The organism is Martinezella sp. CNPSo 3795, from assembly GCF_057784475.1.
In genome coordinates this window covers 386010-411692 of sequence record NZ_JBXSOQ010000003.1, presented here as the reverse complement: position 1 = coordinate 411692, position 25683 = coordinate 386010, and the positions used below count along the sequence as shown (strand labels likewise).

Here is a 25683-nt window from a genome sequence, read left to right as displayed (position 1 = left end):
TGTCCCTCGACCCGATGAAAAAGAGGTCGATTGTTTGTAATGGTGAATAGTCTGATCGAATATAGGCTACTTATTCTCGAAGCGGAATAACAATATGTTGTTTCGTAAGTTGTTGCAATGCGGCATGGGGGCGCCAAAGACCGCATTTCGAGAATATGGTCGCAAAGCGTGGTAAACCGCTTTTTGGATTGGAACATATTCGCTCGAGCAGACAGGGATTTGGGTCGATGAGTGCGCCGTGGAAAGATGTTGTGCTGGAAAACGTGCCAACGGGGCCGGTGGAAGCGCGGATCTACAACGGTGAAGGTTTGAAGAAGGCGGCACCCCTTGTGCTCTATCTGCACGGCGGCGCTTTTCTTGATACCTGTCACGCGACCAACAGGCCGGTGGCGGCAAGCCTCGCTGAGGCTGGGGCCATCGTGGTTGCGGCGGATTATACCAGCTGCAATCAGAATGCTTTTCCGAAGGTGCTGGAATGCGCCTACGGGCTTCTCGCCTATCTCAGCAACAAGCGGAACATGCTTGCGCTGGGCGGGGCGAAAAAATCGCTGCTGTTTGTCGCCGGAGAGGAATCGGGTGGCAATGTTGCAGCGGGCGTCGCTTTAAAGGCGCGCGATCAAATACCCGGTTCGTTGGACGGACAGGTTTTGATATCGCCTTTGCTTGATCCCTTCATGGGGTCGAAATCTTTCCTCCAGGCGGAGGAAAGCGGCATGCGCGAGCGCTGGACGGAGGGTTGGAACCGTTACCTGGGTTTCCTGGGCGGTGTCTGTCACCCCTATGCAGCGCCTCGATACTGTTCGCGGCTTTCGGGCCTCGCGCCGGCATTGGTGCTCACGGCCGAGGACGACCCGCTCCGCGACGAGAGCATGGAATACGGCAGTCGGCTGAAAGCGGCTGGCGTCCGTGTTCGCCAGCAAGTCCTTCCCGCCGGGACAGGCTGGCCCACTCTCTATGGCGGGCAGTCGAAGGACAAGCCTTCATGGCAGCAGGATATCTGCTGTTGTTTCAAGGGTTTTGTCGAAGACGTGCAGGCTTGATCGACTAGGGTATGCGGTCCGCGAGGGATGAGCGCGGATTGGACTGATGTCGAAGGCATGAGACCGGAGCGATGGTCACGCGGATGCGCGGTGCTTCGGCCCCCTGATTTTATTGAGACGATAGGAATTTGTGGTCCCGTGTCCCAAGCCGGGGCCAAAGGAGAGACTAACATGAAGTCCAACGGTAAGAGCTGGGCCCTGTGGGGCGCCGGCATGGGTGTCGCTGCGGCTGTTGCAGGCGCAGCCTTCTATCTGGAGCTGCCGCGCGGCGCTCAGGCAACCGAGGCGGCGAGCCAGGCGGCACCGCCGGCTATCCCCGTTACGGTTGCTGTTGTCGAGCCGCGCGACGTTACATCCTGGCAGGAATTCTCCGGCCGGCTCGAAGCCATTGACCGCGTCGAGATCCGGCCGCGCGTGGCTGGCGCGATCCAGTCCGTGCATTTCCGCGAGGGCGCCTTGGTCAAGCAGGGTGACCTGCTTGTCACGATCGATCCCGCACCTTATGAGGCGGCCGTCGCCCAGGCTCAGGCGCAGGTCGGCGCGGCGAAAGCCACTCTCAACCTGACGAAAGTCGAGGTCGACCGTGGCCAGAAGCTCTTCGACAACAAGACGATCTCGCAGAGCGATATGGACACGCGCGCCAGCAACTATGCTGCGGCGGAAGCCAATCTGAAGGCCGCGCAAGCAACCTTGCAGACAGCGCAGCTCAATCTCGACTACACGCAGGTCCGCGCCCCGATCGCTGGCCGCGTCGGCAAGATCGCCGTCACCGTCGGCAACCTCGTTGCAGCCGGCGCGTCCTCTTCAGTACTGACGACGCTCGTTTCCGTCGACCCGATCTATGCGAGCTTTAGTGCCAACGAACAGACCGTGACCCAGGCGCTGTCCGAACTGCCGGCTGCCGGCGGCATCGTTCCGCCAGTCGAGCAGATCCCGGTTCAGATTGGCACGGCAAGCGACAATGGCACGCCGATCAAGGGCAAGTTGCAGTTGATCGACAACGAGGTCGATGCGGCGAGCGGCACCGTCAGCGTTCGAGCCGTCTTCGACAATCCGGGCGGCCGTCTCATCCCCGGCCAGTTCGTGCGGGTTCGCATGGGCCAACCGAAGGCCGAGAATAAGATCGTCATCGACGACCGTGCAGTCGGCACCGACCAGGATAAGAAGTTCGTCTTCGTCGTGGATGGCGAGAACAAGGTCAATTACCGGCAGGTCCAGCTCGGATCGGTTGTCGACGGTCAGCGAGTGATCGAGAACGGCCTGAAAGCCGGCGAAAAGATCGTCGTCAACGGGCTGCAGCGCATCCGTCCCGGTGCGGTCGTCGCGCCGCAGTTGGCAGAGAAGGTCGCGACCGCTCAGTAAGACTTCGCCTTCTGCCCGTGGGCAGAAGGCCGACATTCCAAAATCACATGATCCACCGGCGGCTCTCAAATCGTCGGACGGGAATTTTGCATCCGTTCTTACCCCAGAGGGGGCTTTGATATGAACATCTCCAGATTCTTTGTCGACCGTCCGGTCTTTGCCGGTGTTCTTTCGGTCCTCATCGTGGTCGCCGGCCTGATCGGCCTCAGGGCGCTGCCGATCTCCGAATATCCAGAGGTCGTGCCCCCGTCGATTGTCGTGCGCGCCACCTATCCCGGTGCTAACCCGACCGTCATCGCCGAAACGGTGGCGACGCCGCTTGAAGAGCAGATCAACGGCGTCGAGGGCATGCTCTACATGTCCAGCCAGGCGACATCGGACGGCGTTCTTAACGTGACTGTCACCTTCAAGCTCGGCACCGATCCGGACAAGGCGCAGCAGCTCGTGCAGAATCGCGTTTCGCAGGCCGAGCCGCGCCTACCCACGGAAGTCCGTGCCCTCGGCATCACGACCGTCAAGAGCTCGCCCGACTTCATCATGGTCGTCAACCTCGTCTCGGACGGGGCCGATCACGACATCACCTATCTGCGAAATTATGCGACCCTGAACATCAAGGATCGGCTCGCCCGGATCGAGGGCGTCGGGCAGGTGCAGGTCTTCGGCGCCGGCGATTATTCCATGCGCGTGTGGATCGATCCGCAGAAGGCGGCCGAGCATAATCTTGCCGCCGGCGACATCAGCAATGCGATCAGCTCCCAGAACGTCCAGGCTGCGGCCGGCATCATCGGTGCCTCACCCAGCCGGCCGGGCGTGGATCTGCAGCTCAACGTCAATGCCCAGGGCCGCCTGCGCACGCCCGAGGAGTTCGGCAACATCATCGTCAAGACGGGCACCAATGGCGAGATCACCCGCCTTCGCGACGTCGCTCGCGTCGAGCTGGGTGCGGAAGACTATACGCTACGCTCGCTGCTCGACGGCAAGCCGGCGGTCGCCGTAGCGGTTCTCCAGGCGCCCGGTTCGAACGCGATCGAGATCGCGAACAACGTGCGCTCGACCATGGACGTGCTGCAGCAGGCCATGCCGGCGGGCGTCAAGTATGAGATCGTCTACGACACGACGAAATTCGTCCGCGCCTCGATCGAGAAGGTTATCGACACGCTGCTCGAAGCTATCGCGCTCGTTGTCCTGGTCGTCATTCTGTTCCTGCAGACATGGCGCGCCTCGATCATCCCGCTGATCGCCGTTCCGGTGTCGATCATCGGCACCTTTGCCGTGATGTATGTCTTCGGTTTCTCGATCAACGCGCTCAGCCTCTTCGGCCTGGTGCTGGCGATCGGTATCGTCGTGGACGACGCGATCGTGGTGGTGGAGAACGTCGAACGCAATATCGAGGCCGGGCTCAATCCGCGAGACGCCACCTACAAGGCCATGAAGGAAGTCTCCGGTCCGATCATCGCGATCGCGCTGGTCCTCGTCGCGGTTTTCGTGCCGCTCGCCTTCATCTCCGGCCTGTCCGGCCAGTTCTATCGCCAGTTCGCGCTGACGATCGCCATCTCGACCGTCATCTCGGCCTTCAATTCGCTCACCCTGTCTCCTGCGCTGGCATCCCTGCTCCTGAAGGGCCACCATGCGCCGAAGGATCGGTTGACGCGGATCATGGACGCGGTCTTCGGCTGGTTCTTCCGCGGCTTCAACCGGGCGTTCGGAGCCGGTTCGAAATATTACGGCAAGGGCGTCGGCCGCCTGGTGTCGCGCAAGAGCATCGTCATGGTGGTCTATCTCGCGCTGGTGGGCGCGACCTATAGCCTGTTCACAACGGTTCCAGGCGGTTTCGTGCCGTCGCAGGATAAGCAGTATCTGATCGGCTTTGCACAGTTGCCGGATGCTGCAAGCCTTGACCGTACGGAAAGCGTGATTAAGCGCATGACGGATATCGCGTTGAAGCAGCCTGGCGTTGCCAATGCGATCGCCTTCCCGGGTCTGTCGATCAACGGCTTCACCAATTCCTCGAATGCGGGCATCGTTTTCGTAACGCTGAAGGACTTCGACGAGCGCAAGACGCCGGACCTTTCGGGCGGAGCGATCGCCATGGCACTGAACCACAAGTTCGGCGCCATCCAGGATGCCTTCATCGCCATGTTCCCGCCTCCGCCGGTGAACGGCCTCGGTACGACAGGCGGCTTCAAGCTGCAGATCGAAGATCGCGCCGGCCTCGGCAACCAGGTGCTCGATCAGGCGGCCAAGGCAGTGATCGCCAAAGCCTACCAGACACCGGAACTGACAGGTATCTTCTCGAGCTTCCAGATCAACGTGCCGCAGCTCTTTGCTGATCTCGACCGCGCCAAGGCCGAGCAGCTCGGGGTCTCCGTCACCGACGTCTTCCAGGCACTGCAGATTTATCTCGGCTCGCTCTATGTGAACGACTTCAACGCCTTCGGCCGCACCTACAGCGTCCGTGTGCAGGCCGATGCCAAGTTCCGCGCACAGCCGGAAGATATCGGCCAGTTGAAGGTTCGTTCGGCATCGGGTCAGATGATCCCGCTTTCAGCCCTGCTGAAGGTGGATGCCACGACCGGTCCGGAACGCACGAACCGCTATAACGGCTTCCTGGCGGCTGACATCAATGGCGGCCCGGCGCCCGGTTTCTCGTCGGGCCAGGCACAGGCGGCGATCGAGAAGATCCTGCACGAGACGCTGCCGCCCGGCATCGACTTCGAATGGACTGATTTGACCTACCAGCAGATCCTGGCGGGCAATTCCAGCGTCGTCGTCTTCCCGCTGGCGCTGCTCCTGGTCTTCCTCGTATTGGCTGCCCAATATGAGAGCCTGACCTTGCCGCTCGCCATCATCATGATCGTGCCGATGGGCGTCTTGGCGGCGCTGACCGGCGTCTGGCTCACGGGTGGAGACAACAATATCTTCACCCAGATCGGCCTGGTGGTGCTGGTCGGCCTGTCGGCAAAGAACGCCATCCTGATCGTGGAATTCGCCCGCGAGCTGGAATTCGAGGGCCGCACGCCGGTCCAGGCCGCAATCGAAGCCAGCCGCCTGCGCCTTCGCCCGATCCTGATGACCTCCATGGCCTTCATCATGGGTGTCGTGCCGCTGGTCACCTCGACCGGTGCCGGTGCCGAAATGCGCGCTGCCATGGGTGTCGCGGTGTTTGCCGGCATGATCGGCGTGACCTTCTTCGGCATCTTCATGACGCCCGTGTTCTACGTGCTGACCCGCCGGCTGACGGGCAACCGTCCGCTGAAGCAGCATCCGCACAATGACAACGAGCATTCGGCGGAGGTACTCCCGATCGCCGCCGAATAGGGGCCGTGCCGAACCGACCTCCAGTCCTCGACAGGCCAGGGGCGGGACCATAAGGTCCCGCCTTTTCTTATCTGCCGGCCTATTACGAATTCAGCGTCGAAGAATTTTCGGCCAGGCCACCGATTTTCTTTGCATGCTGGCACCATAGGTTTATCAAGCTCTTGGATGATTTGATTGACGTACATCGGGCATGAGGAGTGGCCCGTTGGCGCAAGGACCCAAAGGGCGATAGCATATAGTCTCGGGGCTGGTGCGCCGCATTCGGAGGATAGTTTATGGGCGGCAGGAAGATCGCTTTTCTCGGCACGGGATTGATGGGTGCGCCGATGGCGCGGCGTCTGCTGGCGGCCGGGTTTGCCGTGACCGTCTGGAATCGCGATCGCAGCAAGGCGGAACCTCTGGCTGCCGACGGTGCAACCGTCGCAGATACGGCGGTGGAGGCGGCGCGAGGCGCCGCGGTGCTTTTCACAATGCTGACGAATGGCGGAGCTGTCGGCGAAGTCCTGTTCGGCAGCGGCGTGGCCGATGTGCTGGAGGCTGGCGCGATCGTTATCGACAACAGCTCGATATCGCCGGCCGTTGCCCGCGAACATGCCTTCAAACTCGCCGAGCGCGGTATCCGACACATCGATGCGCCGGTCTCCGGTGGCGTGGTCGGGGCGGCCGCCGGAACGCTCGCGATCATGGCTGGTGGCGATGCCGGCGTCATCGACAGCGTGCGCGATATCATGGCGCCTCTCGGGCGCGTAACCCGTGTCGGTCCGAGCGGGACAGGCCAGCTCGCAAAACTCGGCAATCAGCAGATCGTTGCCGTGACCATCGGGGCCGTCGCGGAAGCGATGCTACTGGTCGAGGCCGGCGGCGGTTCGCGCGAGGCGTTTCGTGACGCTATTCGCGGCGGGTTCGCCGAAAGCCGGATTCTGGAGCTGCATGGCCAGCGCATGATCGAGCGCAACTTCGAGCCCGGCGGCACCGCCCGCAACCAGCTGAAGGACCTCGATACGGTGCTGGCGGCGGCGCAGAACCTGTCGCTTCATCTGCCGCTGACCGAAGCCGTTCGAGCGGAGTTTGCCGAATTCGTCGAAAACGGCGGTGGCGAGCAGGATCACAGCGGCCTGCTGCAGCATCTGGAAGACAAGAATGCCCGAGGAAAGGCTTGAGGAAGAGATGAGCGATAAGGGTGCATCCAAGCGTCGTCTGCGTTCGCAGGACTGGTTCGACAATCCGGATCATATCGATATGACGGCGCTCTATCTCGAGCGCTTCATGAATTACGGCATCACGCCGGAGGAATTGCGGTCCGGCAAGCCGATCATCGGCATTGCTCAGAGCGGCAGCGATCTCACGCCCTGCAACCGCCATCATCTCGATCTCGCCAAGCGCGTGCGCGACGGCATTCGTGACGCCGGTGGCATCCCAATCGAATTTCCGACCCATCCGATCTTCGAGAACTGCAAGCGGCCGACGGCTGCGCTCGACCGCAATCTCGCCTATCTCGGCCTTGTCGAAGTGCTCTATGGCTATCCGCTCGATGGCGTCGTGCTGACGACCGGCTGCGACAAGACCACGCCATCGGCATTGATGGCGGCCTCGACAGTCAATATTCCGGCGATCGTTCTCTCCGGCGGTCCGATGCTCGATGGCTGGCATGAGGGTGAACTTACCGGCTCCGGCACGGTGATCTGGCGTTCGCGCCGCAAACTGGCGGCAGGCGAGATCAACGAGGAGGAATTCATGGAAGCCTCGCTCGCCTCGGCGCCCTCGATCGGCCATTGCAACACCATGGGGACTGCCTCGACCATGAACGCCATGGCGGAAGCGCTTGGCATGTCGCTGACCGGCTGTGCCGCCATTCCCGGCGCCTATCGCGAGCGCGGCCAGATGGCCTATCGCACAGGCCGGCGGGCGGTCGAGCTGGTGCTGGAGGATATCAAGCCTTCGGACGTGCTGACGCGTGAGGCTTTCCTCAATGCCATAAGGGTCAATTCAGCCATCGGCGGCTCGACCAATGCGCAGCCGCATCTCGCCGCTATGGCCAAGCATGCCGGCGTCGAGCTTTACCCCGACGACTGGCAGGTGCACGGCTTCGACATTCCGCTGCTCGCCAATGTCCAGCCGGCGGGCGCCTATCTCGGCGAGCGCTTCCATCGCGCCGGCGGTGTTCCGGCCATCATGTGGGAGCTGCTGCAGGCCGGCAAGCTGGATGGAAGCTGTCCGACAGTGACAGGCCGGACGATGGCGGAGAATTTGAAGGGCCGGGAGGCGACGGATCGCGAGGTCATCCGTCCCTTCGGCGAGCCGCTGAAGGAGCGCGCCGGCTTCCTGGTGCTCAAAGGCAATCTGTTCGATTTCGCCATCATGAAGATGAGCGTCGTCTCAGAGGAGTTCCGCAGCCGCTATTTGCAGGAGCCTGGCCACGAAGGCGTGTTCGAGGGCAGGGCAGTCGTTTTCGACGGCTCCGAGGATTATCACAAGCGCATCAACGATCCCGCTCTCGGCATCGACGAAAAGACCATTCTCGTCATTCGCGGCGCCGGGCCGATCGGCTGGCCGGGATCGGCCGAAGTTGTCAACATGCAGCCACCGGATCATCTTCTTAAAAGGGGCATCAAGAGCTTGCCGACGATCGGCGACGGGCGTCAATCTGGCACGGCCGACAGCCCCTCCATTTTGAATGCCTCGCCGGAAAGTGCGGCCGGTGGCGGGCTTGCCTGGCTCAGGACCGGCGATATCATCCGCATCGATTTCAATCAGGGGCGCTGCGACATGCAGGTGGACGAGGCGGAGATTGCGCGTCGTAAAGGCGATGGCATTCCAGTGGTGCCGCCGGATGCGACGCCGTGGCAGCGCATCTATCGTCGTTCGGTCACGCAGCTTTCCGACGGAGCCGTGCTGGATGGCGCCGCCGATTTTCGCGACATCGCTGCCAATCCGCCGCGGCATAACCATTGACAGGCGCCGGCCGCTGGCAAGGATTGCAGTGCTGCTGTTAATTTGGGTAGCTTGCGCAGCCATTAAAGTTCGCGAAAGGGAGTAGTGCAACTATAATTGGCTGCGGTTAGTTAGTCTCTTCAGTTTCCGAACGGGGTGGTGCTCTTTGGCAGAGACGACATCAGGACGAAGCGAAGAAGAGTTCCAGGACCTTTTAAGGAGGCTGGAGCTGGCGCTCGAGGCGTCTCAAATCGGTGTCTGGCAGCATAATGTCAACGAGCAGGAACTGCTCTGGGATTCGCAGATGCACAAGCTCTACGGGACCGGACTTCACGAGCATAGGGTTTCCTCCGACGTCTGGATGAACGCGCTGCATCCGGAGGATATCGAAGGGGCCGTCCACGACTTCGATGTCGCGCTGGCCAGGAAGGGTTTCTATAATTCTCAGTTCCGCATCATCCTGCCCGGAGGCGAGGTGCGTCATCTGCGCTCGCGCGCGCATTATTATGAGGATGCCGAAGGGGCGCCTTCTTTCATCGGCGCGGAATGGGACGTCACCGCCGACGTCCTGCTCAATCGCGAGCTGAGCGGTCAAAAAGCTATCGCCGAAGCGCGTGCCGTTGCATTGGAGCACAGCCGGGCGCGAATAGAACATGCCGCCGATCACGATTATCTCACGGGCCTTCCGAACCGCCGGTATTTCGACCGGCGTCTGGCCGAATTGCGCAGCGATGCGTCTATCGGCACTCTTGCAATCCTCCATATCGATCTCGATGGATTCAAGGAGATCAACGACAAATGGGGCCATGCGGCCGGTGATGCCACATTGCAAAGCGCCGCCGCCCGCATTTCCGGAGCGATAACTGCCAACGACATTGTTGCCCGCATCGGCGGTGACGAGTTCGTGGCCGTGCTGGTCAATATCGCCAGTGTCGAAAGGCTTCAGGCGATCGCCGGCGATATTCTATCGCGATTGCGCCGCGAAGTGCGTTTCGGCAACGAGATGCTGAAGATCGGCGCGTCCATCGGCGTGGCGATGGGCCAGACGAGTGGCGCAGGCAATCTTCTGGCAGAATCCGATGTCGCCCTTTTTCAAGCCAAGAAACTCGGCCGCAACCGGGTGGAGTTCTTCACGCCACAGCTCCAGTCCGATCTGCATGCAGAACGCCGCCTGGCCGATGAGTTGCGATTGGCGCCGGTGCTGCGGCAGATCGAGCCCTTCTATCAGATTCAAGTGGATGCGCAGAGCCGCCGCATCGTCGGATTGGAGGCGCTGGCACGCTGGCGGCATCCGGGAAGGGGATTGCTAAGCCCAGTAGCCTTCCTCAAGGTCGCCGATGAATATGGATTTACCGCGGAGATCGATGCGGCCGTGCTGAAGCGCGCACTGGCGGATCGGGCAGCCTGGGTTTCGCAGGGTCTTTCACCGCCGCGCATCGCTGTCAATATCTCCGGTCGCCGGCTTGCCGATCCCGACCTGATCGACGGATTGAGGGCGCTCAGAATACCGCGCCACGCCATCGCCTTCGAGCTGGTGGAGACCATTTTCCTGGATGAACCCGACGAGGCGGTGCTTGCCAATATCGCCGGCATCAAGGAGATGGGAATCGATATCGAGATCGACGATTTCGGTTCCGGTCATGCCTCGCTGATTGGCCTCGTCAAACTCAAACCGAAGCGGCTCAAGATAGATCGGCAATTGGTGACTGCGGTTACGGTGTCCGAGGAGCAGCGTCGTCTTGTCGGCTCTATCATCGAAATCGCACGCACATTGAATGTCGAGGTGGTCGCCGAAGGGGTCGAGACCGAGGATCACGCGCTCGTTCTGGCCGAGGTCGGCTGCGATGAACTTCAGGGCTATGCTATCGGCTATCCTTCTTCCGAAAGCGAGACTGCAGCATTGCTGAAATCGGCCGAGGCGTCGAGCTCGGGGCGGTCTTCAGTCAGCGTTGCCGCACATGCTACTGAAGCTGCAGGGCGAGGATCAGACCATAGCTGATGGCGCCCAGCGTCAACAGCGATAGTGTCGCTGCCGCGATCACCCGGCCGCCGGCATGGGCGACGGAGCGGATGCTAACCGACAGGCCGAGCGCTGTCATGGCGATGACGGTCAGAATACCGGAAACAGTTTCCATCGGTGTCACCAGCATATCCGGGATCAGCCCGAAGGAGCGTAGCGTCATCAATCCCAGGAAGCCGCAGATGAACCAGGGGACCAGAGAATGGTGATGGCCGCTGCTTTCATCGCTGCCTGAGGCTTCAGCCTTGGTGAGGATGCCGAGCAGGAAGATAACCGGGCCGAGCATCAGGACACGGACGAGCTTGACGAGCGTGCCGGTCTGGACAGCGAGCAGGCCGACGGGCGCGGTCGCCGCCAATACCTGCGGCACGGCATAAACCGTCAGTCCAGCAAGTGTCCCGTATTGCGGTACGCTCATGCCGAAGTGGAAATAGAAAAGCGGCAGCAGGAACACGGCGACAATGCCGAGGACGGCGGTGAAGGCAAGTGCTGCGGCAATCTCCTGCGAGTCGGCCTCGATCACGGGCGCAACGGCCACGATCGCCGAATTGCCGCAGATCGAGTTGCCGCAGGCGATCAAGGTTGCGAGCTTCGGCGGCAGGCCGAGCGCCCGACCGATGAGATAGGTGGCGGCGATCGACAGCACGACGACGATGGCGATGCCGGCGATCAGCCAGACGCCGGCGCCGCGGATCGCCGAAAGGCTGATGGATGCGCCGAGAAGGACGATGGCGATTTCCAGAAGGAACTTGGCGCTGAAATCGACACCCGGCTTCATGGCCGGCTTCAGCGGCTTGATCGTGCAGACGGCGATGCCGAAGGCGATAGCAAGCACCAGGCTTTCGATCCACCGTCCGCCGAGGAGGCCCACTTCAACATGTTCCGCAGCATAGGCCGCAAGGGCTACGGCCGAGGTGAGGGCCAGGCCGGGAAGGATCTCGTTTGCGCGTTGAGCGATGGACATGGGTGCTGTCATTCGTTTCTTGTGATTTGGTGACGGCTGGAAAGTCTCATCTGTCGATGTCGACATCCATCGAATATTATCCTATGTTTTATTCGATAAATTAGAATGATTTCCCATGACCTTCGAACAGCTCGCCATTTTCGTCGCCGTCGCGGAGCGAGAGCATCTGACCAATGCCGCCGAAGCGATCCATTTGACGCCATCCGCCGTCAGCTCCGCGATCAAGAATCTTGAAGCCTATTACGGCGTCGAACTTTTTCATCGCGTCGGGCGGCGGATCGAGCTGACGGAAACCGGCCGTTCCTTCCTGGGAGAAGCAAGAGCGACACTCGCACGCGTGCGCTCGGCCGAACTCATGCTGTCCGAACTTGGGGGGTTGCAGCGCGGGCGGCTCAGCCTCTGCGCAAGCCAGACCATCGCCAGCTACTGGTTGCCGCCGCTGCTGATGCACTTTCACCGCGATTATCCCGGCATCGAGCTGGATCTGACGATAGGCAATACCCGGACCGTCACCGAGGCGGTTATCGATGGTGCGGCCGAGCTCGGTTTCATCGAGGGGGAAGTGGATGCGCCGGCATTGTCGATGAAGATCGTTGCGCAGGATGCGCTTGTTATCGTCGTGCCGCCACACCATCCCTGGGGGGACGGGCGACAGCTCACCGCCGCCGACCTAGTAAGCGGCACGTCCTGGGTGATGCGGGAGGAGGGGTCGGGCACGCGTTCCGAGTTCGAGAATGCGATCGTCAAGCTTGGTGCTTCGCCGCGTGAGCTCGATGTCGCGCTCGTCCTCCCTTCGAATGAGGCCGTGCTATCGGCAGTCTGCGCGGGGCAAAGTGCTGCTGCCATTTCCAGTGCCGCAGCGAGAGCCTATCTCGGGCAAGGGCTGCTGGTTCAGGCAAAGTTCGATCTGCCGGCCCGCAGTTTCCGGCTGCTGCGTCACAAGGAGCGCCACGCGAGCAAAGCCGCGCAGACGCTGGAGGCGATGTGTAAGGGCTGAACGGCGAAATCTATATATTCGATTCGACTAATAAGTGGGTTGGGTGCTATCGTGATAGTCGGTAACTGATAGGCGCCTTTGCGGCTTATGCAGGTGGCGTCATGATCCGAGGGATATCAATGGCAACCTTCACCTGGACCGGCAGCGCCTCCAACAACGCTTGGGGCGATCCCGACAACTGGTCGCCGAATGCCGTTCCCGGCAACGGGGATTCCATCATCATCAACAATGGCGACAATGTCCTTTGTTACCAGGGAGCGGGTGTTTCGACGGTTCTTGGCAGCGTCTTTGTTTCGTCGACAAGCACGCTGTCCGCTTATGGCGGCATCCACGCAACCTTCTTGACGATAGATGGGACGATATCCGGAGGTGGCACGCTCTATATCGGCCCTCTATCCACACTTGAAGCCGGCAGTGGGGTAAGCTCCGCTGATGGTGCGGTTGTTGTCTTCGGAACCTATCAATGGGGAGGAGCCGGTTCTTCTCAATCGGTCACGCTGAATGCTGGCGCACATTTCAATTTTTCCACGCAATTCGACGGGACAATTGATGAGCGTGGCACCGATGCGACAACCATCGCATATAATGGCGCGGGAGTGGTCTCGAATATCACGATCGACGGTCAGACGGCGACATTCGTAACGTCCGCGGGCAACTATGCGCTCAACTTCGCCGCCGATCTCGACCCTTCGGCATTTGTACTGGACGCCGCCACAGGAACGATCGTCGTTTGTCTTGTTACAGGGACGCTCGTCCGCACGACACGAGGAGATATCCCGGTCGAGGATCTGCGGATCGGCGATGTTGCGGTTACGGCATCATCGCAGCTTCGCCCCATCCGATGGATCGGAAGCACCGAGCTTGAGTGCGGCAAAGCGGCCAATCCTCGGAAGTGCTGGCCGATCCGTATTGCCGCCGGGGCTATGGGGCCGGATAAACCCTCGCATGACCTCATCGTCTCTCCGGCTCATGGAATTTGCGTCACTGTCGTAACCGATGTTCTGATGCCTGCTTCAGTGCTCGTGAATGGAGCAACGATCGACCATGTCGAATGCGCAAAAGTCACATACTGGCATGTCGAGCTGGACGAGCACGACATCCTCGTGACGAACGGATTGCCGACTGAAAGCTACGTCGATCATGGCAATCGAAGCTTCTTTTCTCAAACGATGGGCGCTTCGATCCAGCTGGTGAACGATCACGAACAAAGATGCCTGACCTATGTCTCAGATGGACCGCTGATCGAGGCTGTGCGAATGCAAATCCATGCACGCGCTCTGGATATGGGCTGGACCTTGAGTGACGATCCTTTCGCCGACATACATCTCATTGCCGACGGGCAACGCATTGATCCCATGATCGACGAGGGCAGGGCAGAGTTCCGCGTCCGGTCGTCAGTATCGGAACTATGGCTTGCCTCGGAATGGGGGGCGCCAAATCTCGTCAGTTCTTCAGGCGATGGCCGCCGGCTCGGCGTCTGCTTTTCGAGATTGGTCATTGAGGATGGCGTAGCGGAGCCCAGGCATATTTTCGCTGACGACAATAGGCTGAATGATGGTTTCCATTATGTCGAGGATGGCCGTCGGCGCTGGACTGCCGGCCGCGCGCACCTGCCTTCTTCGTTATGGGAAGGTTACGGTGGGATTCTTCGGCTAACTTTCGAATTTGCAGGTCCGGCGGTGCCGCGTTGGATCCCACCACAGTCTTCCGAAGAACCTGCAATCGAGCGAGACCAAGAGCAAGCTGCCTGATCGTTCATGCTAGGATCGATTAGGAGGCTCCTCCTCTTGCCTGACTGAAGCCTTATCGATGCAGTCGCGTCAGGATTACCTCAGAAAACTGATGCATCTCAGTTCAACGTCGTTCATCCCGTTGCCGGTTGGCGATGACGAGTTCGATCTCGTTGCGCTCCAGCATGGCGCGAATGTCTGCCGGCGGCTGTTCGTCCGTAACCAGAACGTTGAAGTTTTCCGGTTCACTCAGAACGATCGGCGCGCTGCGGCCGAACTTGGCACTGTCGGCAACGACGATGCGGTTTTCGGCGCGGCTAGCTGCCTCCCGCGAATATTCCGCTTCTTCCAGATCGTGCAGCATGAAGCCCGAGGCCGCGTTGATGGCGCCTACCGAAAGGATGGCGTGGCGTACATTGAAGCGCCGCAGGAAATTGGCCGCTTCCATGCCGAAGGCGCCGCCATCATGGCCGCGCAGTTCGCCGCCGGCGAAGAAGACGCGATTGCCGTTGCGGGTCGCGAGTGCATGGGCGACAGCGACCGCATTGGTGACGACGAAGAGGTTCTGATGCTTCTGCAGCGCGACGGCGATGAAGGCGGTGGTCGAGCCGACATCGAGGAAGAGCGCATCGCCATCCTCAATCATCGCGGCGACCGAGGCGGCTATCATCCGCTTGGCTTCGGCATTCTCGTTCATGCGCAGATGCAGCGGCGGCTCGATCATCGAGTCCTTGATATGGACCCCGCCATGCACCTTGGTCACAAGGCCGTTGGCCTCCAGGCTGCGGATGTTGCGGCGGATGGTTTCCTCTGAAACGCCGAGCCGTTCGGCCAAAAACTGGATGCGGCTTGCGCCGCCTGCCAGACGCAGCTCTTCCAGTATTTCGCGCTCGCGATGATTGGAGTGAAGCGGTGGCTGGGATATGCCCGACATGGTTCCTGATCCTGTTATGGGTATTGATCCCAAACTTGCGTGGCTTTCGACTGGCCGGTTCCGTTGCCGCCGGGGGCGTTAATGCACGCAACCTCAATCTGGTTGCTTCGCGCCTGAGTTTTTAAGACAAATCTCACCTACGGTGAAGCGCAGTCTTTGGGATATCCATAGCTCATCCGATTGGAGATGGCGCCTCAATTCCACAAAAAGCCAAATATTCGTTTCATTTTGTGGGAAAGTTCTTGACAGCTTTACGTTTGTGAGGAACTTTTCAGATCGGAAAGATGCTCAGCAGCAGGACCGGAGGGGGAATGACTGCGACGGCGGAAGACAGGATACATTCTCTCAGCATCTGGCGCGGGCCGATCGACATCGAACCGCTGGTGGGCGGCATTACCAATCGCAACTATCTGGTTGGCGATAATGGTCGCCGCTTCGTCGTGCGGCTTGGATCGGACATTCCGGTTCATCACATCAGCCGCACCAACGAGGTGGCCGCAAGCAGGGCGGCCCATGCAGCCGGTCTTTCGCCGGCTGTGGTCCATCACGAGCCCGGCATATTGGTGCTGGACTATATCGATGCAAAACCGCTGTCAGCCGATGATGTAAGAAATCCAGCCATGATAAGCCGGGTCGTGCCGCTCGTCCGGTCCTGTCATCGGGACGTCGCTAGGCATTTTCGCGGACCGGCGGCGATCTTCTGGGTCTTCCATGTGGTTAGAGACTATGCAGCCGTTCTGGAGACGGGCGGTAGTCGTCACAAACCGTTGCTGCATTCCTTTCTTGAGATTGCGGAGCGGCTCGAGCGTGAAGCAGGTCCTTTCGAGATTGCCTTCGGTCACAATGATCTGCTGGCGGCGAATTTCCTCGACGACGGCAAGCGGCTCTGGCTGATCGATTGGGATTATGCCGGCTTCAACACACCGCTTTTCGATCTTGGCGGGCTTGCCTCCAACAATGAATTTTCCGAGGCGCAGGAAGAGGCGATGCTGGAGGCCTATTTCGAGGCTTCTGTCAGCGATGATCTGCGCCAGCGCTATCAGGCGATGAAATGCGCCTCACTGCTGCGCGAGACGATGTGGAGCATGGTTTCGGAAATCCATTCCGACATCGAATTCGATTATTCTTCCTATACAGCTGAAAACCTGCGGCGGTTCGAGAGCGCCTGGCAGGATTTTCGCAACTCCTGAGGTGACATGATGAAGGAACTGCCGGCTACAGCAAAGACCATCGTCATCGGCGGCGGCATCATCGGCTGCTCGACCGCCTACCATCTCGGCAAGCTCGGCTTCACCGATACCGTACTGCTGGAGCGCAAGAAGCTGACCTCGGGCACGACCTTCCACGCCGCCGGCCTCGTCGGCCAGCTGCGCACCAGCGCCAATATCACGCAGATGCTCGGCTATTCCGTCGATCTCTACAAGAAGCTCGAGGCGGAGACGGGGCTTGCCACCGGCTGGAAGATGAATGGCGGGTTGCGGCTTGCCTGCAATGAGGAGCGCTGGACGGAGGTGAAGCGGCAGGCGACGACGGCGCAATCCTTCGGCCTGCAGATGCACCTGCTGACGCCGCAGGAGGCGCGCGATCTCTGGCCGCTGATGGATGTCGACGACCTCGTCGGCGCCGCCTTCCTGCCGACGGACGGACAGGCCAATCCCTCCGATATCACCCAGGCGCTGGCGAAGGGCGCCCGCATGAGCGGTGTGTCGATCTTCGAGGATACCGAAGTTCTCGATCTGGAGATGGACAAGGGCCGGATCCGGGCCGTCATCACCGAGAAAGGCCGCATCGAATGCGAGCGCGTCGTTGTCTGCGCCGGGCAGTGGACGCGGAGCTTTGCCGCCCGCTTCGGTGTCAATGTGCCGCTGGTCTCCGTCGAACATCAATATCTCATCACCGAATCCTTCGGCGTGCCCTCCAACCTGCCGACGCTGCGCGATCCGGACCGGCTGACCTACTATAAGGAGGAGGTCGGTGGGCTTGTCATGGGCGGCTATGAGCCCAATCCCATCCCCTGGGCGCTCGACGGTATTCCGAAAGATTTCCACTACACGCTGCTCGACAGCAATTTCGACCATTTCGAGCAGATCATGGAGCAGGCGCTGGTGCGCGTGCCGGCGCTGCAGACGGCCGGCGTCAAGCAGCTGCTTTGTGGGCCGGAGAGCTTTACGCCCGATGGCAATTTCATTCTCGGCGAGGCGCCGGAACTGAAGAATTTCTTCGTCGGTGCCGGCTTCAACGCCTTCGGTATCGCCTCTGCCGGCGGTGCCGGCATGGCGCTCGCCGAATGGGTCGCCAAGGGCGAGCCGCCTTACGATCTCTGGCCGGTTGATATCAGGCGCTTCGGCCGCCCGCATTTCGACACTGATTGGGTGCGCACCCGAACGCTGGAGGCCTATGGCAAGCATTACACCATGGCCTGGCCCTTCGAGGAGCATTCCAGCGGCCGCCCCTGCCGCAAGTCGCCGCTCTACGATCGGTTGAAGGCGCAGGGCGCTTGCTTCGGGGAGAAACTCGGCTGGGAACGGCCGAATTGGTTTGCCGATCTCTTTGCCGGCGAGGAGCCGAAGGACGAATACACGTATGGACGGCAGAACTGGTTCGATGCCGTCGGTCGGGAGCATAAGGCGGTGCGCGAAGCGGCCGTCATTTTCGACCAGACCTCCTTCGCCAAATTCGTGCTGAAGGGCAGGGATGCCGAGGCGGCGATCTCATGGATCGCTTCCAACGACGTCGCCAAGCCTGTCGGCGCCCTAACTTATACTCAGATGCTCAACGACCGCGGCGGCATCGAATGCGACGTCACCGTTGCCCGCATTGCCGAGAACGAATTCTACATCACCACCGGCACCGGCTTCGCCACGCATGATTTTGACTGGATCGCCCGCAATATCCCATCCGAGATGCATGCGGAGCTGGTGGACGTTACTTCCGCCTATTCCGTGCTGTCGCTGATGGGGCCAAGGTCGCGCGAGATATTGCAGGCCGTGACCTCGGCTGACGTTTCGAACGCCGCATTCCCCTTCGGCAAGGTGAAGACCGTCGGTATCGCCGGATGCCCGGTGAGGGCGCTGCGCATCACCTATGTCGGCGAACTCGGCTATGAGCTGCATGTGCCGGTGGAATATGCCACCACCGTTTATGACGTGCTGATGGCCGCCGGCCGCGAATACAGCCTTATCAATGCCGGCTATCGCGCTATCGAGAGCTGCCGCCTGGAGAAGGGCTATCGCGCCTGGGGTTCGGATATCGGGCCGGATCATACGCCGATCGAAGCCGGGCTTACCTGGGCGGTGAAGACGAAGAAGGACATCGCATTCCGTGGGCGCGAGGCGATCGAGCGGCAGTTAGCCTCTGGCGTCAAGAAGATGCTTGCCTGCTTCGTACCCGACGATCCCGAAATCGTGCTTCTCGGCCGCGAGACGATCTATCGCGACGGCCAGCGCGTCGGCTGGCTATCGAGTGGCGGCTATGGCTACACGATCGGCAAGGCGATCGGCTACGGCTATGTCCGCGATCCCGCAGGGGTGACCGAGGATTTCGTGCTTTCGGGGCGCTATGAGCTGGATGTCGCGCAGAGCCGCGTGCCGTGCCAAGTGTCGCTGAAGCCGCTTTATGATCCGCAGATGGTACGGATCAAGGGGTGATTGATATGAGGTCTATCGCCTGCTCGGCAGATCCCACGCCTGATAAAGGTTATTCAGAGCCTCCGCCGTATGGCATTCTACCGTTGGCAACCCGGATTCCTGGAGGATTTTTGCGTATTTGGCGCCGCTGTTGCGGGTCTTCACGAGTATCCAATGAATCATCTCCCATTTAACGCTGTCCTTGGCGCCTTCGAGATGCCCTGCTCGATCTGAGCGGTTGATCAGGGTCCGCTTGAGATAGCGGGAAAAGCGCAGCCAATGATTGGAGGTGATGAGGATGGCGCCGGTAGCGCGGGCCAAACGTTGCGGCATCAGACGCGTATAATTGCCTTCCATGATCCATTGTTCGCCCAGAATGGCCGCGTCGTGAAGCGCGGCAAATTCCGCTTCAGGGCGCTGTTGCCAATCGGTATGGGGCAGGTGATGAAGCTGATCGAGATGTACAGCCGGAAACCCCAACTTTTTGGAAAGGGCGACCGCCAGGGTTGATTTGCCGGCATTGGAGGGGCCGAGCACGACGATGCGCTCGCCAAGGGAATGCAAGGGAAGCATGAGACACCGGTCGGAAAATTGGGATGGCTTCCATTGGCGGAAGTGAGCGGCCTTGTCAACGCTTGCGTGTCCTGCTGCTATTATACGTCATTTACGAGATAAGCCCGGAAGCAGGCTGCGCTATCTCCAAAACCTGTGATCTCTCCACCGCGGCGTCCGCCATTTTCTTGACACGCCTGCTCTTTCATCCTCAATCGACATGCTGACAACAGACGGAGGCCGGAAACGATGGCTGAGGCGAACATCAAGCTTGAGGAGAGCTGGAAAGAGGCGCTGTCTTCGGAGTTTGAAAGCCCTTACATGCAGCAGCTCAAGGCTTTTCTTGTCGAGGAAAAGCAGCGCGGCAAGGTGATCTTTCCCCGCGGCAGCGAGTATTTCCGGGCGCTGGATCTGACTCCGCTTGACGAGGTGCAGGTGGTCATTCTCGGGCAGGATCCCTATCATGGTTTCGGCCAGGCGCATGGGCTCTGCTTCAGTGTGCGCCCCGGCGTGCGCATTCCGCCGTCGCTGGTCAACATCTACAAGGAACTGGAAACCGATCTCGGCATTCCGCCGGCCCGCCATGGCTTTCTGGAAAGCTGGGCGAAGCAGGGCGTGCTGCTGCTGAACAGCGTACTGACGGTGGAGGAATCGCAGGCCGCCTCACATCAAGGCAAGGGGTGGGAGCGCTTCACCGATGCGGTCATCCGCAGAGTCAACGACGAATGCGATGGCGTCGTCTTCATGCTTTGGGGTTCCTACGCGCAGAAGAAGGCTGCTTTTGTCGATACCGAGCGCCATCTGGTGCTGAAGGCGGCACATCCGTCGCCGCTCTCGGCTCATAACGGCTTCCTCGGCTGCCGGCATTTCTCCAAGGCCAATGCCTATCTGGTCGCGCATGGCCGGGATCCGATCGATTGGGCGCTGCCAACCAAACCGGATGCTCAGTAAGGCGCTGCTTTCTGGACCGCTACATCAGTGAACGATCGGAATTTATCGTTCACTCATTGAGGACAATCCGTTTGGCTATTGAGGGCTATCGAAACGCGGCCGACAAGATCATCTTCTGCCCATGAGAACGCCTGCTAGTGCAGGCGAGACAAGGGGTTTAAGATGCTTAACCAGATCAAAGGTCTTCACCACGTTACCTCGATGGCGGAAGACGCCCGGACTAACAACAAGTTCTTCACCGATACGCTCGGCCTTCGCCGCGTTAAGAAGACCGTGAATTTCGACGCTCCCGATGTCTATCACCTCTACTATGGTGACGAGATTGGCACGCCCGGCACGATCATGACCTACTTCCCGTTCCCGAAGATGGCGCGCGGTCGCCCGGGTACCGGCGAAGTCGGGAATACGGTCTATTCCATTCCCGAAGGTTCCATCGGCTACTGGACCGAACGGCTTAGCCAGCGCGGTGTCGAGGGCCTGAAGACCGACGAATCCTTCGGCCAGAAGCGCCTGCATTTTGCCGGTCCAGATGGCGATGGCTTCGCGCTTGTCGAGGTCAAGGACGATAAGCGTCAGCCCTGGACGCATGGTGGCGTCGATGCCGAGCATGCCATCAGAGGCTTCCACTCCGTGGCCATGCGGCTCAGGGACGAAGGCGCGACGGCCGAGTTGTTGAAGTACATGGGTTACGAGGTGGTCGATACGCATGACGGCATCAAGCGGCTTGCCATTCCCGGCGGCAACGGTGCCGATTATGTCGACCTCGAAACTATGCCGAACATCAACCGGGCGCTGCCGGGCGCCGGCTCCGTCCACCATGTCGCCTTCGCGGTCGAAAACCGCGCAAAGCAGCTCGAAGTACGCAAGGCGCTGATGGATACGGGTTATCAGGTGACGCCGGTCATCGACCGTGACTACTTCTGGGCGATCTATTTCCGCACACCGGGCGGCGTGCTGTTCGAAGTCGCCACCAATGAACCTGGCTTCGATCGTGACGAGGATACGGCCCATCTCGGCGAAGCGCTGAAGCTGCCGGAACAGCATGCGCATCTGCGTGGGCTGATCGAACAGCATCTCGAACCGCTGGAAGGCTAAGCCAGGAGAGATATCATGACCGATACGACTTATGTGCACCGGCTGAAGGCCGGTGCACCCGGAAAGCCTATCTTCTTTACCTTCCATGGTACCGGCGGCGACGAGAACCAGTTCTTCGATTTCGCCACCCGCCTATTGCCGGACGCTACCATCGTCTCGCCACGCGGCGATGTCTCGGAATATGGCGCAGCGCGCTTCTTTCGCCGAACGGGCGAGGGCGTCTATGACATGGCCGATCTTGCCCGCGCCACGGAAAAAATGGTCGCCTATGTCTCGGAGCTGGCGGCGGAATACGGAGCATCGCAGGTACTTGGTCTGGGCTTTTCCAACGGTGCGAACATCCTTGCCAATGTGCTGATCGAGCATGGCGATCTCTTCGATGCGGCCGTGCTGATGCATCCGCTGATCCCGTTCCAGCCGCAGGACAATGCAAGGCTGGAGGGCAAGCGCGTGCTGATTACGGCAGGCGAGCGCGATCCGATCGCACCCGCTCCAGTCACCAAGGCACTCGCCGATTACTTTACGCGGCAGAATGCCGAGGTCACTCTGGATTGGCATCCAGGCGGCCACGATATCAGGCCCAACGAAATCGAGGCAATCCGCAGTTTCCTAGCGCCCTACGCTTAGGGCCTGCGCAAAACACCGGTTGCGCGGCAGAGATTTTGCTGCGCAGCCTGCTATTTGCCGATCAGGCGCATCATCGCCTTCGCTTGAGAGGCTGCCGCGAGTTTTCCCTTCTGGTCAATATAGTCCGTTCCGCAGAAGCGGTTGAGATTGGCAAAATCCATACTGTCCGGTAGCGCATGCCTTGTCTCGACAATGACCATGCGCCAGGCGCAGCCGAGCATCCTGTCGGGTTGGATTGCCTGATCGCAGCCTGTGCTCAGGCATAAAGCGACATGTTTCTGCGCTCGATACCCGCCCGCTATGGCTTCCTCGTAATCGGCCTTCCAGCTATCGCGTGTATGTTCGCAGCGGGAGGGATTGCTGCTCTGGCTGCATTGCACCGTCTTGTCGACATAGGTTTGCGCCGGCGGCCATAGCGGACCGTCGACCAGGCTGACGCAGCCGCACGCAAACAAGGTGGCCGACAGCAGGCGCAATTGATTCTCCTTCGACGCGGACCGCCAGAACCGTAGAGCGATCACAAATATGTTCAAGATCAATATGATCCAGCCAATACCAATGGGTAGGTAGGCGTCTCCTGGTTGCCAGCGGGAAGGGGCGTGGCCTTCCTGCAACCCTTGCCATCTTCCGGCGTCCGCGACACGCAGCGACGCAAGCTTTGCTTGTGGGGATCCTTGCCGCCCGCTAATGCTCTGCCGCTATAGGGCGGAGGATTTCATCGTGACGCTGGCGGAACAGCAGCAATACAGGCTGGGCGTGGCCTATGTGGCGCTTTCGGCGCTCGCCTGGTCGACCTCCGGCCTGTTCGTGCGGGCGATCCATGCCGATCTGATGACCATTCTGTTCTGCCGTGGCATCGTCTCTGGCCTCGGCGTCTTCGCGCTGTTTTTCTATATCGAGCGCCGCAACGCTTTTCGCATCCTGCGTTCCATGGGTGGTCCTTCGCTGGCGGCGACGATCTTTTCCACCGCATCCATGATCAGCGGCATCGGCTCGATCTATTACACGTCGGTCGCCGATGCCATGGTCATCTATGCAACCGTGCCCTTTGTAACCGCGGGCGTCGCCTTCCTCTTCATCCGCGAGCGTCCAAATTTGCGGACGCTGATTGCGAGTGGCATTGCTTTTATCGGCGTGCTCGTCATGCTTTCCGGCCATGCGAGCGATGGCGGCAGCTGGCTCGGCAAGGGGCTTGCTGCCATCATGACGCTGACCGTCGCCTGCCTTGCCGTCGTCATGCGCCAGCATCGCGATGTGCCGATGCTACCGGCCATGGCGCTTTCCGCCTGGCTGTGTTCCTCCATTACCTTCTGGTTCGCCTCGCCGCTTTCGATCTCCGGCCAGGATCTTGGCCTGATCATCGCCTTCGGCATCATCCAGAACGCCATGGGTCTCAGCCTCTACACCTTCGGCTCGCGGCTGGTGCCGGCCTCGGATGCGGCGCTGCTGACGGCGCTCGAAGTGCCGCTGACGCCACTTTGGGTCTGGATGGTGTTCGCCGAGCGTCCTTCGACGGCGACACTCATCGGCGGGCCGATCGTGCTTGCCGCATTGTTCGGACATATCCTGTTGGAAATACGGCGAAATCGGGTGGTGACATCAACACGGACGCACTGACCGTCTTGCCCCTTTCGTCTCAAAATGCTGAAATCGGTTCAGTCATCAGGAGTCGGAATCGATGAAAAAGGTCTTCAACCCCGCATCCGTCCGCCGCCCTTTCGGCAATTACAATCACGGCCTGCTGGTGCCGCCAGGCGCCAGCCTGCTGGTCACATCCGGCCAGCTCGGCATCGGTGCCGACGATCGCATTCCGCCTGACGTCACCGGTCAGGCCGAGCTGTGTTTCAAGGCGATTGGCGCTATCCTCGAGGAGGCGGGCATGGGGTTTGCCGACGTCATCCGCGTCGGTGGTTTCGTGACCACGCGCGAGGATTTTCCCGCCTACATGGCCGTGCGTGATCGCTATGTCCAAAATCCCGCGCCGGTCTCTACGCTGCTGATCGTCGGCGGATTTACGCGGTCCGAGTTCCTGGTCGAGGTCGAGGTCACGGCAGCCAAGGTGATGTGATGACGATCGGTCATCTCGAGCATTCGGCCGATCCATCAATCCCCCGCATTCTGGGACTTTACGAGACGCATCTAACGGTTGCCGATCTCCAGCGCTCCATCGCCTTCTATCGCGACGTTCTGAAGCTGGAGGTCGGGACCGTCATCGAGAGCAGGAATGTCGCCTTCCTTTGGATCGACGATAAACGCATGGGCATGTTGGGCCTTTGGGAAACGGGCTGCTCCCCGCTCAAGATGCGCCTTCATATTGCCTTCAGAACCTCTCTCGCCGATGTACTCGGCTCCGCAGCCGCATTGAAGGCTCGTGGCATTCAGCCGAAGGGGTTCAATGGCGAGCCGCTCGATGAACCCGTTGTTCTAGGTTGGATGCCGGCCGTCTCGCAATATTTTTCGGATCCCGACGGGCATTCGATCGAATTCATCCATGTGCTTGAGGAGGCCGCCGAACCAGATTTCGGTGTAAAGCCCTATTCGGAATGGTTGTCGCGACCGAAACCGTTAGCATGACAGGCGCTGAACGAGGCTTCCTCATCATCGGCTTCTGCCGGCTCCCTTGTTGTCTATGTGAAGAAATGCCATCGATATTGCCGATCCAATGCATGTTGCGGAGAGGCATGGAAGACAAATATGACACAAAATATCTACGACGATCCGGGCTTCTTCGAGGGCTATAGCCGCCTTCAGCGTTCCATCAACGGGTTGGCGGGTGCGGCCGAATGGCCGGCGATCCGTGCCTTGATGCCGGACATGAAGGGCCTCGACGTCGTGGATCTCGGCTGTGGTTTCGGATGGTTCTGCCGTTGGACGGCCGAGCAGGGAGCGGCCAGCGTATTGGGGCTCGACGTCTCGGAAAAAATGCTGGAACGCGCGCGAACGGAAACGGCGGATGCGCGGGTTCGCTACGATCGGGCCGATCTTGAAAGGCTAGAGCTTCCCAAGGCGAGCTTCGATCTGGTCTACAGCTCGCTCGCCTTCCACTATATCGAGGATTTCGCCGGCCTTTTGGCGACCATCCGCCAAGCACTCAAACCGGACGGGCGTCTGATCTTTTCGATCGAGCATCCAATCTATATGGCGCCGCGACGGCCGGAATGGCTCGATGATGCCGAGGGTGGCAAGATCTGGCCGCTCAATGCCTATCAGATCGAGGGACCGCGGGTGACGAACTGGCTCGCCGAGGGCGTCATCAAGCAGCATCGCACGATGGGCACGACGCTTAACCTCCTGATCAAGTCCGGTTTCATCATCGCCCATGTCGAAGAGTGGTCGCCGAGTGATGACGACCTCGCCGCGCATCCCGATTGGGCAATCGAGCGCGAGCGGCCGATGTTTCTCCTGATCTCCACCCGGACCTGAGGCATGCTTCAGCATGCCGTGACGGCCTAGAAGGCTGAGCCGATCTATTTTTCTTTTTGTTGATAGATTTTATAGAAAATTAATTGCTCGCAGAGGACTGCTTCCGCAAAATG

21 protein-coding genes are annotated in these 25683 nt (G+C 60.2%); 17 read left to right on the top strand and 4 right to left on the bottom strand.

Annotation, left to right across the window (positions count from 1 at the left end):
- Positions 1-227: 227 nt before the first annotated feature.
- From AC13QY_RS11640 to AC13QY_RS11615, 6 genes are all read left to right on the top strand, one after another.
- A complete protein-coding gene (locus AC13QY_RS11640; RefSeq protein WP_069611753.1) occupies positions 228-1040 on the top strand; it encodes an alpha/beta hydrolase fold domain-containing protein in 813 nt (270 codons plus the stop codon).
- A gap of 171 nt (positions 1041-1211) precedes the next feature.
- Entirely contained in the window at positions 1212-2402 is a 1191-nt protein-coding gene (locus tag AC13QY_RS11635) for an efflux RND transporter periplasmic adaptor subunit (protein ID WP_069611752.1), read from the top strand.
- A 120-nt stretch (positions 2403-2522) separates the two neighbouring features.
- Positions 2523-5720: an efflux RND transporter permease subunit gene (locus AC13QY_RS11630; protein ID WP_145316251.1), complete on the top strand. Its 3198-nt coding sequence runs from the start codon at positions 2523-2525 to the stop codon at positions 5718-5720.
- 275 nt (positions 5721-5995) lie between these two features.
- Positions 5996-6880: an NAD(P)-dependent oxidoreductase gene (locus tag AC13QY_RS11625; protein ID WP_183813199.1), complete on the top strand. Its 885-nt coding sequence runs from the start codon at positions 5996-5998 to the stop codon at positions 6878-6880.
- Between the two features lie 7 nt (positions 6881-6887).
- Positions 6888-8672, top strand: coding sequence for an IlvD/Edd family dehydratase (locus tag AC13QY_RS11620; RefSeq protein ID WP_269245134.1), 1785 nt, complete (start codon positions 6888-6890; stop codon positions 8670-8672).
- A gap of 145 nt (positions 8673-8817) precedes the next feature.
- The gene (locus tag AC13QY_RS11615; RefSeq protein ID WP_269245088.1) at positions 8818-10650 is read left to right on the top strand and encodes a bifunctional diguanylate cyclase/phosphodiesterase; all 1833 of its coding nucleotides are present in this window, start codon (positions 8818-8820) and stop codon (positions 10648-10650) included.
- Here AC13QY_RS11615 and AC13QY_RS11610 read toward each other — a convergent pair.
- The gene (locus tag AC13QY_RS11610; RefSeq protein ID WP_269245089.1) at positions 10613-11635 is read right to left on the bottom strand and encodes a YeiH family protein; all 1023 of its coding nucleotides are present in this window, start codon (positions 11633-11635) and stop codon (positions 10613-10615) included. The two genes, AC13QY_RS11615 and AC13QY_RS11610, sit on opposite strands and share 38 nt — an antisense overlap.
- 115 nt (positions 11636-11750) lie before the next feature.
- Between AC13QY_RS11610 and AC13QY_RS11605 the strand changes: the two genes are divergently transcribed.
- Together AC13QY_RS11605 and AC13QY_RS11600 are read left to right on the top strand one after the other, a co-directional pair.
- Positions 11751-12632, top strand: a complete 882-nt coding sequence (locus AC13QY_RS11605; protein ID WP_269245090.1) for a LysR family transcriptional regulator — start codon at positions 11751-11753, stop codon at positions 12630-12632.
- A 119-nt stretch (positions 12633-12751) separates the two neighbouring features.
- Complete coding sequence (locus AC13QY_RS11600; RefSeq protein ID WP_269245091.1) at positions 12752-14383, top strand: Hint domain-containing protein; 1632 nt, start codon at positions 12752-12754, stop codon at positions 14381-14383.
- Between the two features lie 103 nt (positions 14384-14486).
- Here the strand turns inward: AC13QY_RS11600 and AC13QY_RS11595 are convergent, their stop codons facing one another.
- Complete coding sequence (locus tag AC13QY_RS11595; RefSeq protein WP_145316257.1) at positions 14487-15296, bottom strand: DeoR/GlpR family DNA-binding transcription regulator; 810 nt, start codon at positions 15294-15296, stop codon at positions 14487-14489.
- Positions 15297-15607: 311 nt separating this feature from the next.
- Here AC13QY_RS11595 and AC13QY_RS11590 point away from each other — a divergent pair, with 311 nt between their 5' ends.
- Positions 15608-16486 (top strand): choline/ethanolamine kinase family protein, encoded by an 879-nt coding sequence (locus tag AC13QY_RS11590; RefSeq protein ID WP_113330277.1) that lies wholly within the window; start codon positions 15608-15610, stop codon positions 16484-16486.
- 6 nt (positions 16487-16492) lie between these two features.
- Positions 16493-18943 carry a GcvT family protein gene (locus tag AC13QY_RS11585; protein ID WP_488493460.1) on the top strand — a complete coding sequence of 817 codons (2451 nt, stop codon included), beginning with the start codon at positions 16493-16495 and terminating at the stop codon, positions 18941-18943.
- Positions 18944-18955: 12 nt separating this feature from the next.
- On the opposite strand, the gene AC13QY_RS11580 is transcribed toward AC13QY_RS11585, so the two are convergent.
- Positions 18956-19495, bottom strand: a complete 540-nt coding sequence (locus AC13QY_RS11580; protein WP_269245093.1) for a P-loop NTPase family protein — start codon at positions 19493-19495, stop codon at positions 18956-18958.
- A 228-nt stretch (positions 19496-19723) separates the two neighbouring features.
- Between AC13QY_RS11580 and ung the strand changes: the two genes are divergently transcribed.
- The 3 genes from ung (at position 19724) to AC13QY_RS11565 (ending at position 22147) form a co-directional block, all read left to right on the top strand.
- Complete coding sequence (gene ung, locus AC13QY_RS11575) at positions 19724-20425, top strand: uracil-DNA glycosylase (protein WP_269245094.1); 702 nt, start codon at positions 19724-19726, stop codon at positions 20423-20425.
- A gap of 162 nt (positions 20426-20587) precedes the next feature.
- Positions 20588-21520 carry a VOC family protein gene (locus AC13QY_RS11570; RefSeq protein ID WP_269245095.1) on the top strand — a complete coding sequence of 311 codons (933 nt, stop codon included), beginning with the start codon at positions 20588-20590 and terminating at the stop codon, positions 21518-21520.
- A 15-nt stretch (positions 21521-21535) separates the two neighbouring features.
- A complete protein-coding gene (locus tag AC13QY_RS11565; protein ID WP_145632126.1) occupies positions 21536-22147 on the top strand; it encodes an alpha/beta hydrolase in 612 nt (203 codons plus the stop codon).
- Between the two features lie 50 nt (positions 22148-22197).
- Here AC13QY_RS11565 and AC13QY_RS11560 read toward each other — a convergent pair whose 3' ends face one another.
- A complete protein-coding gene (locus tag AC13QY_RS11560) occupies positions 22198-22761 on the bottom strand; it encodes a hypothetical protein (protein WP_233788678.1) in 564 nt (187 codons plus the stop codon).
- 106 nt (positions 22762-22867) lie between these two features.
- Here AC13QY_RS11560 and AC13QY_RS11555 point away from each other — a divergent pair, with 106 nt between their 5' ends.
- From AC13QY_RS11555 to AC13QY_RS11540, 4 genes are all read left to right on the top strand, one after another.
- On the top strand, positions 22868-23764 hold the full coding sequence (locus AC13QY_RS11555; protein ID WP_113330429.1) for a DMT family transporter: 897 nt from the start codon (positions 22868-22870) through the stop codon (positions 23762-23764).
- Between the two features lie 61 nt (positions 23765-23825).
- Positions 23826-24215, top strand: a complete 390-nt coding sequence (locus AC13QY_RS11550) for a RidA family protein (protein WP_113330270.1) — start codon at positions 23826-23828, stop codon at positions 24213-24215.
- Positions 24215-24721, top strand: a complete 507-nt coding sequence (locus AC13QY_RS11545; RefSeq protein WP_113330269.1) for a VOC family protein — start codon at positions 24215-24217, stop codon at positions 24719-24721. Before AC13QY_RS11550 ends, AC13QY_RS11545 begins: the two co-directional genes overlap by 1 nt.
- 120 nt (positions 24722-24841) lie before the next feature.
- Complete coding sequence (locus tag AC13QY_RS11540) at positions 24842-25570, top strand: class I SAM-dependent methyltransferase (RefSeq protein WP_113351619.1); 729 nt, start codon at positions 24842-24844, stop codon at positions 25568-25570.
- Positions 25571-25683: the final 113 nt, after the last annotated feature.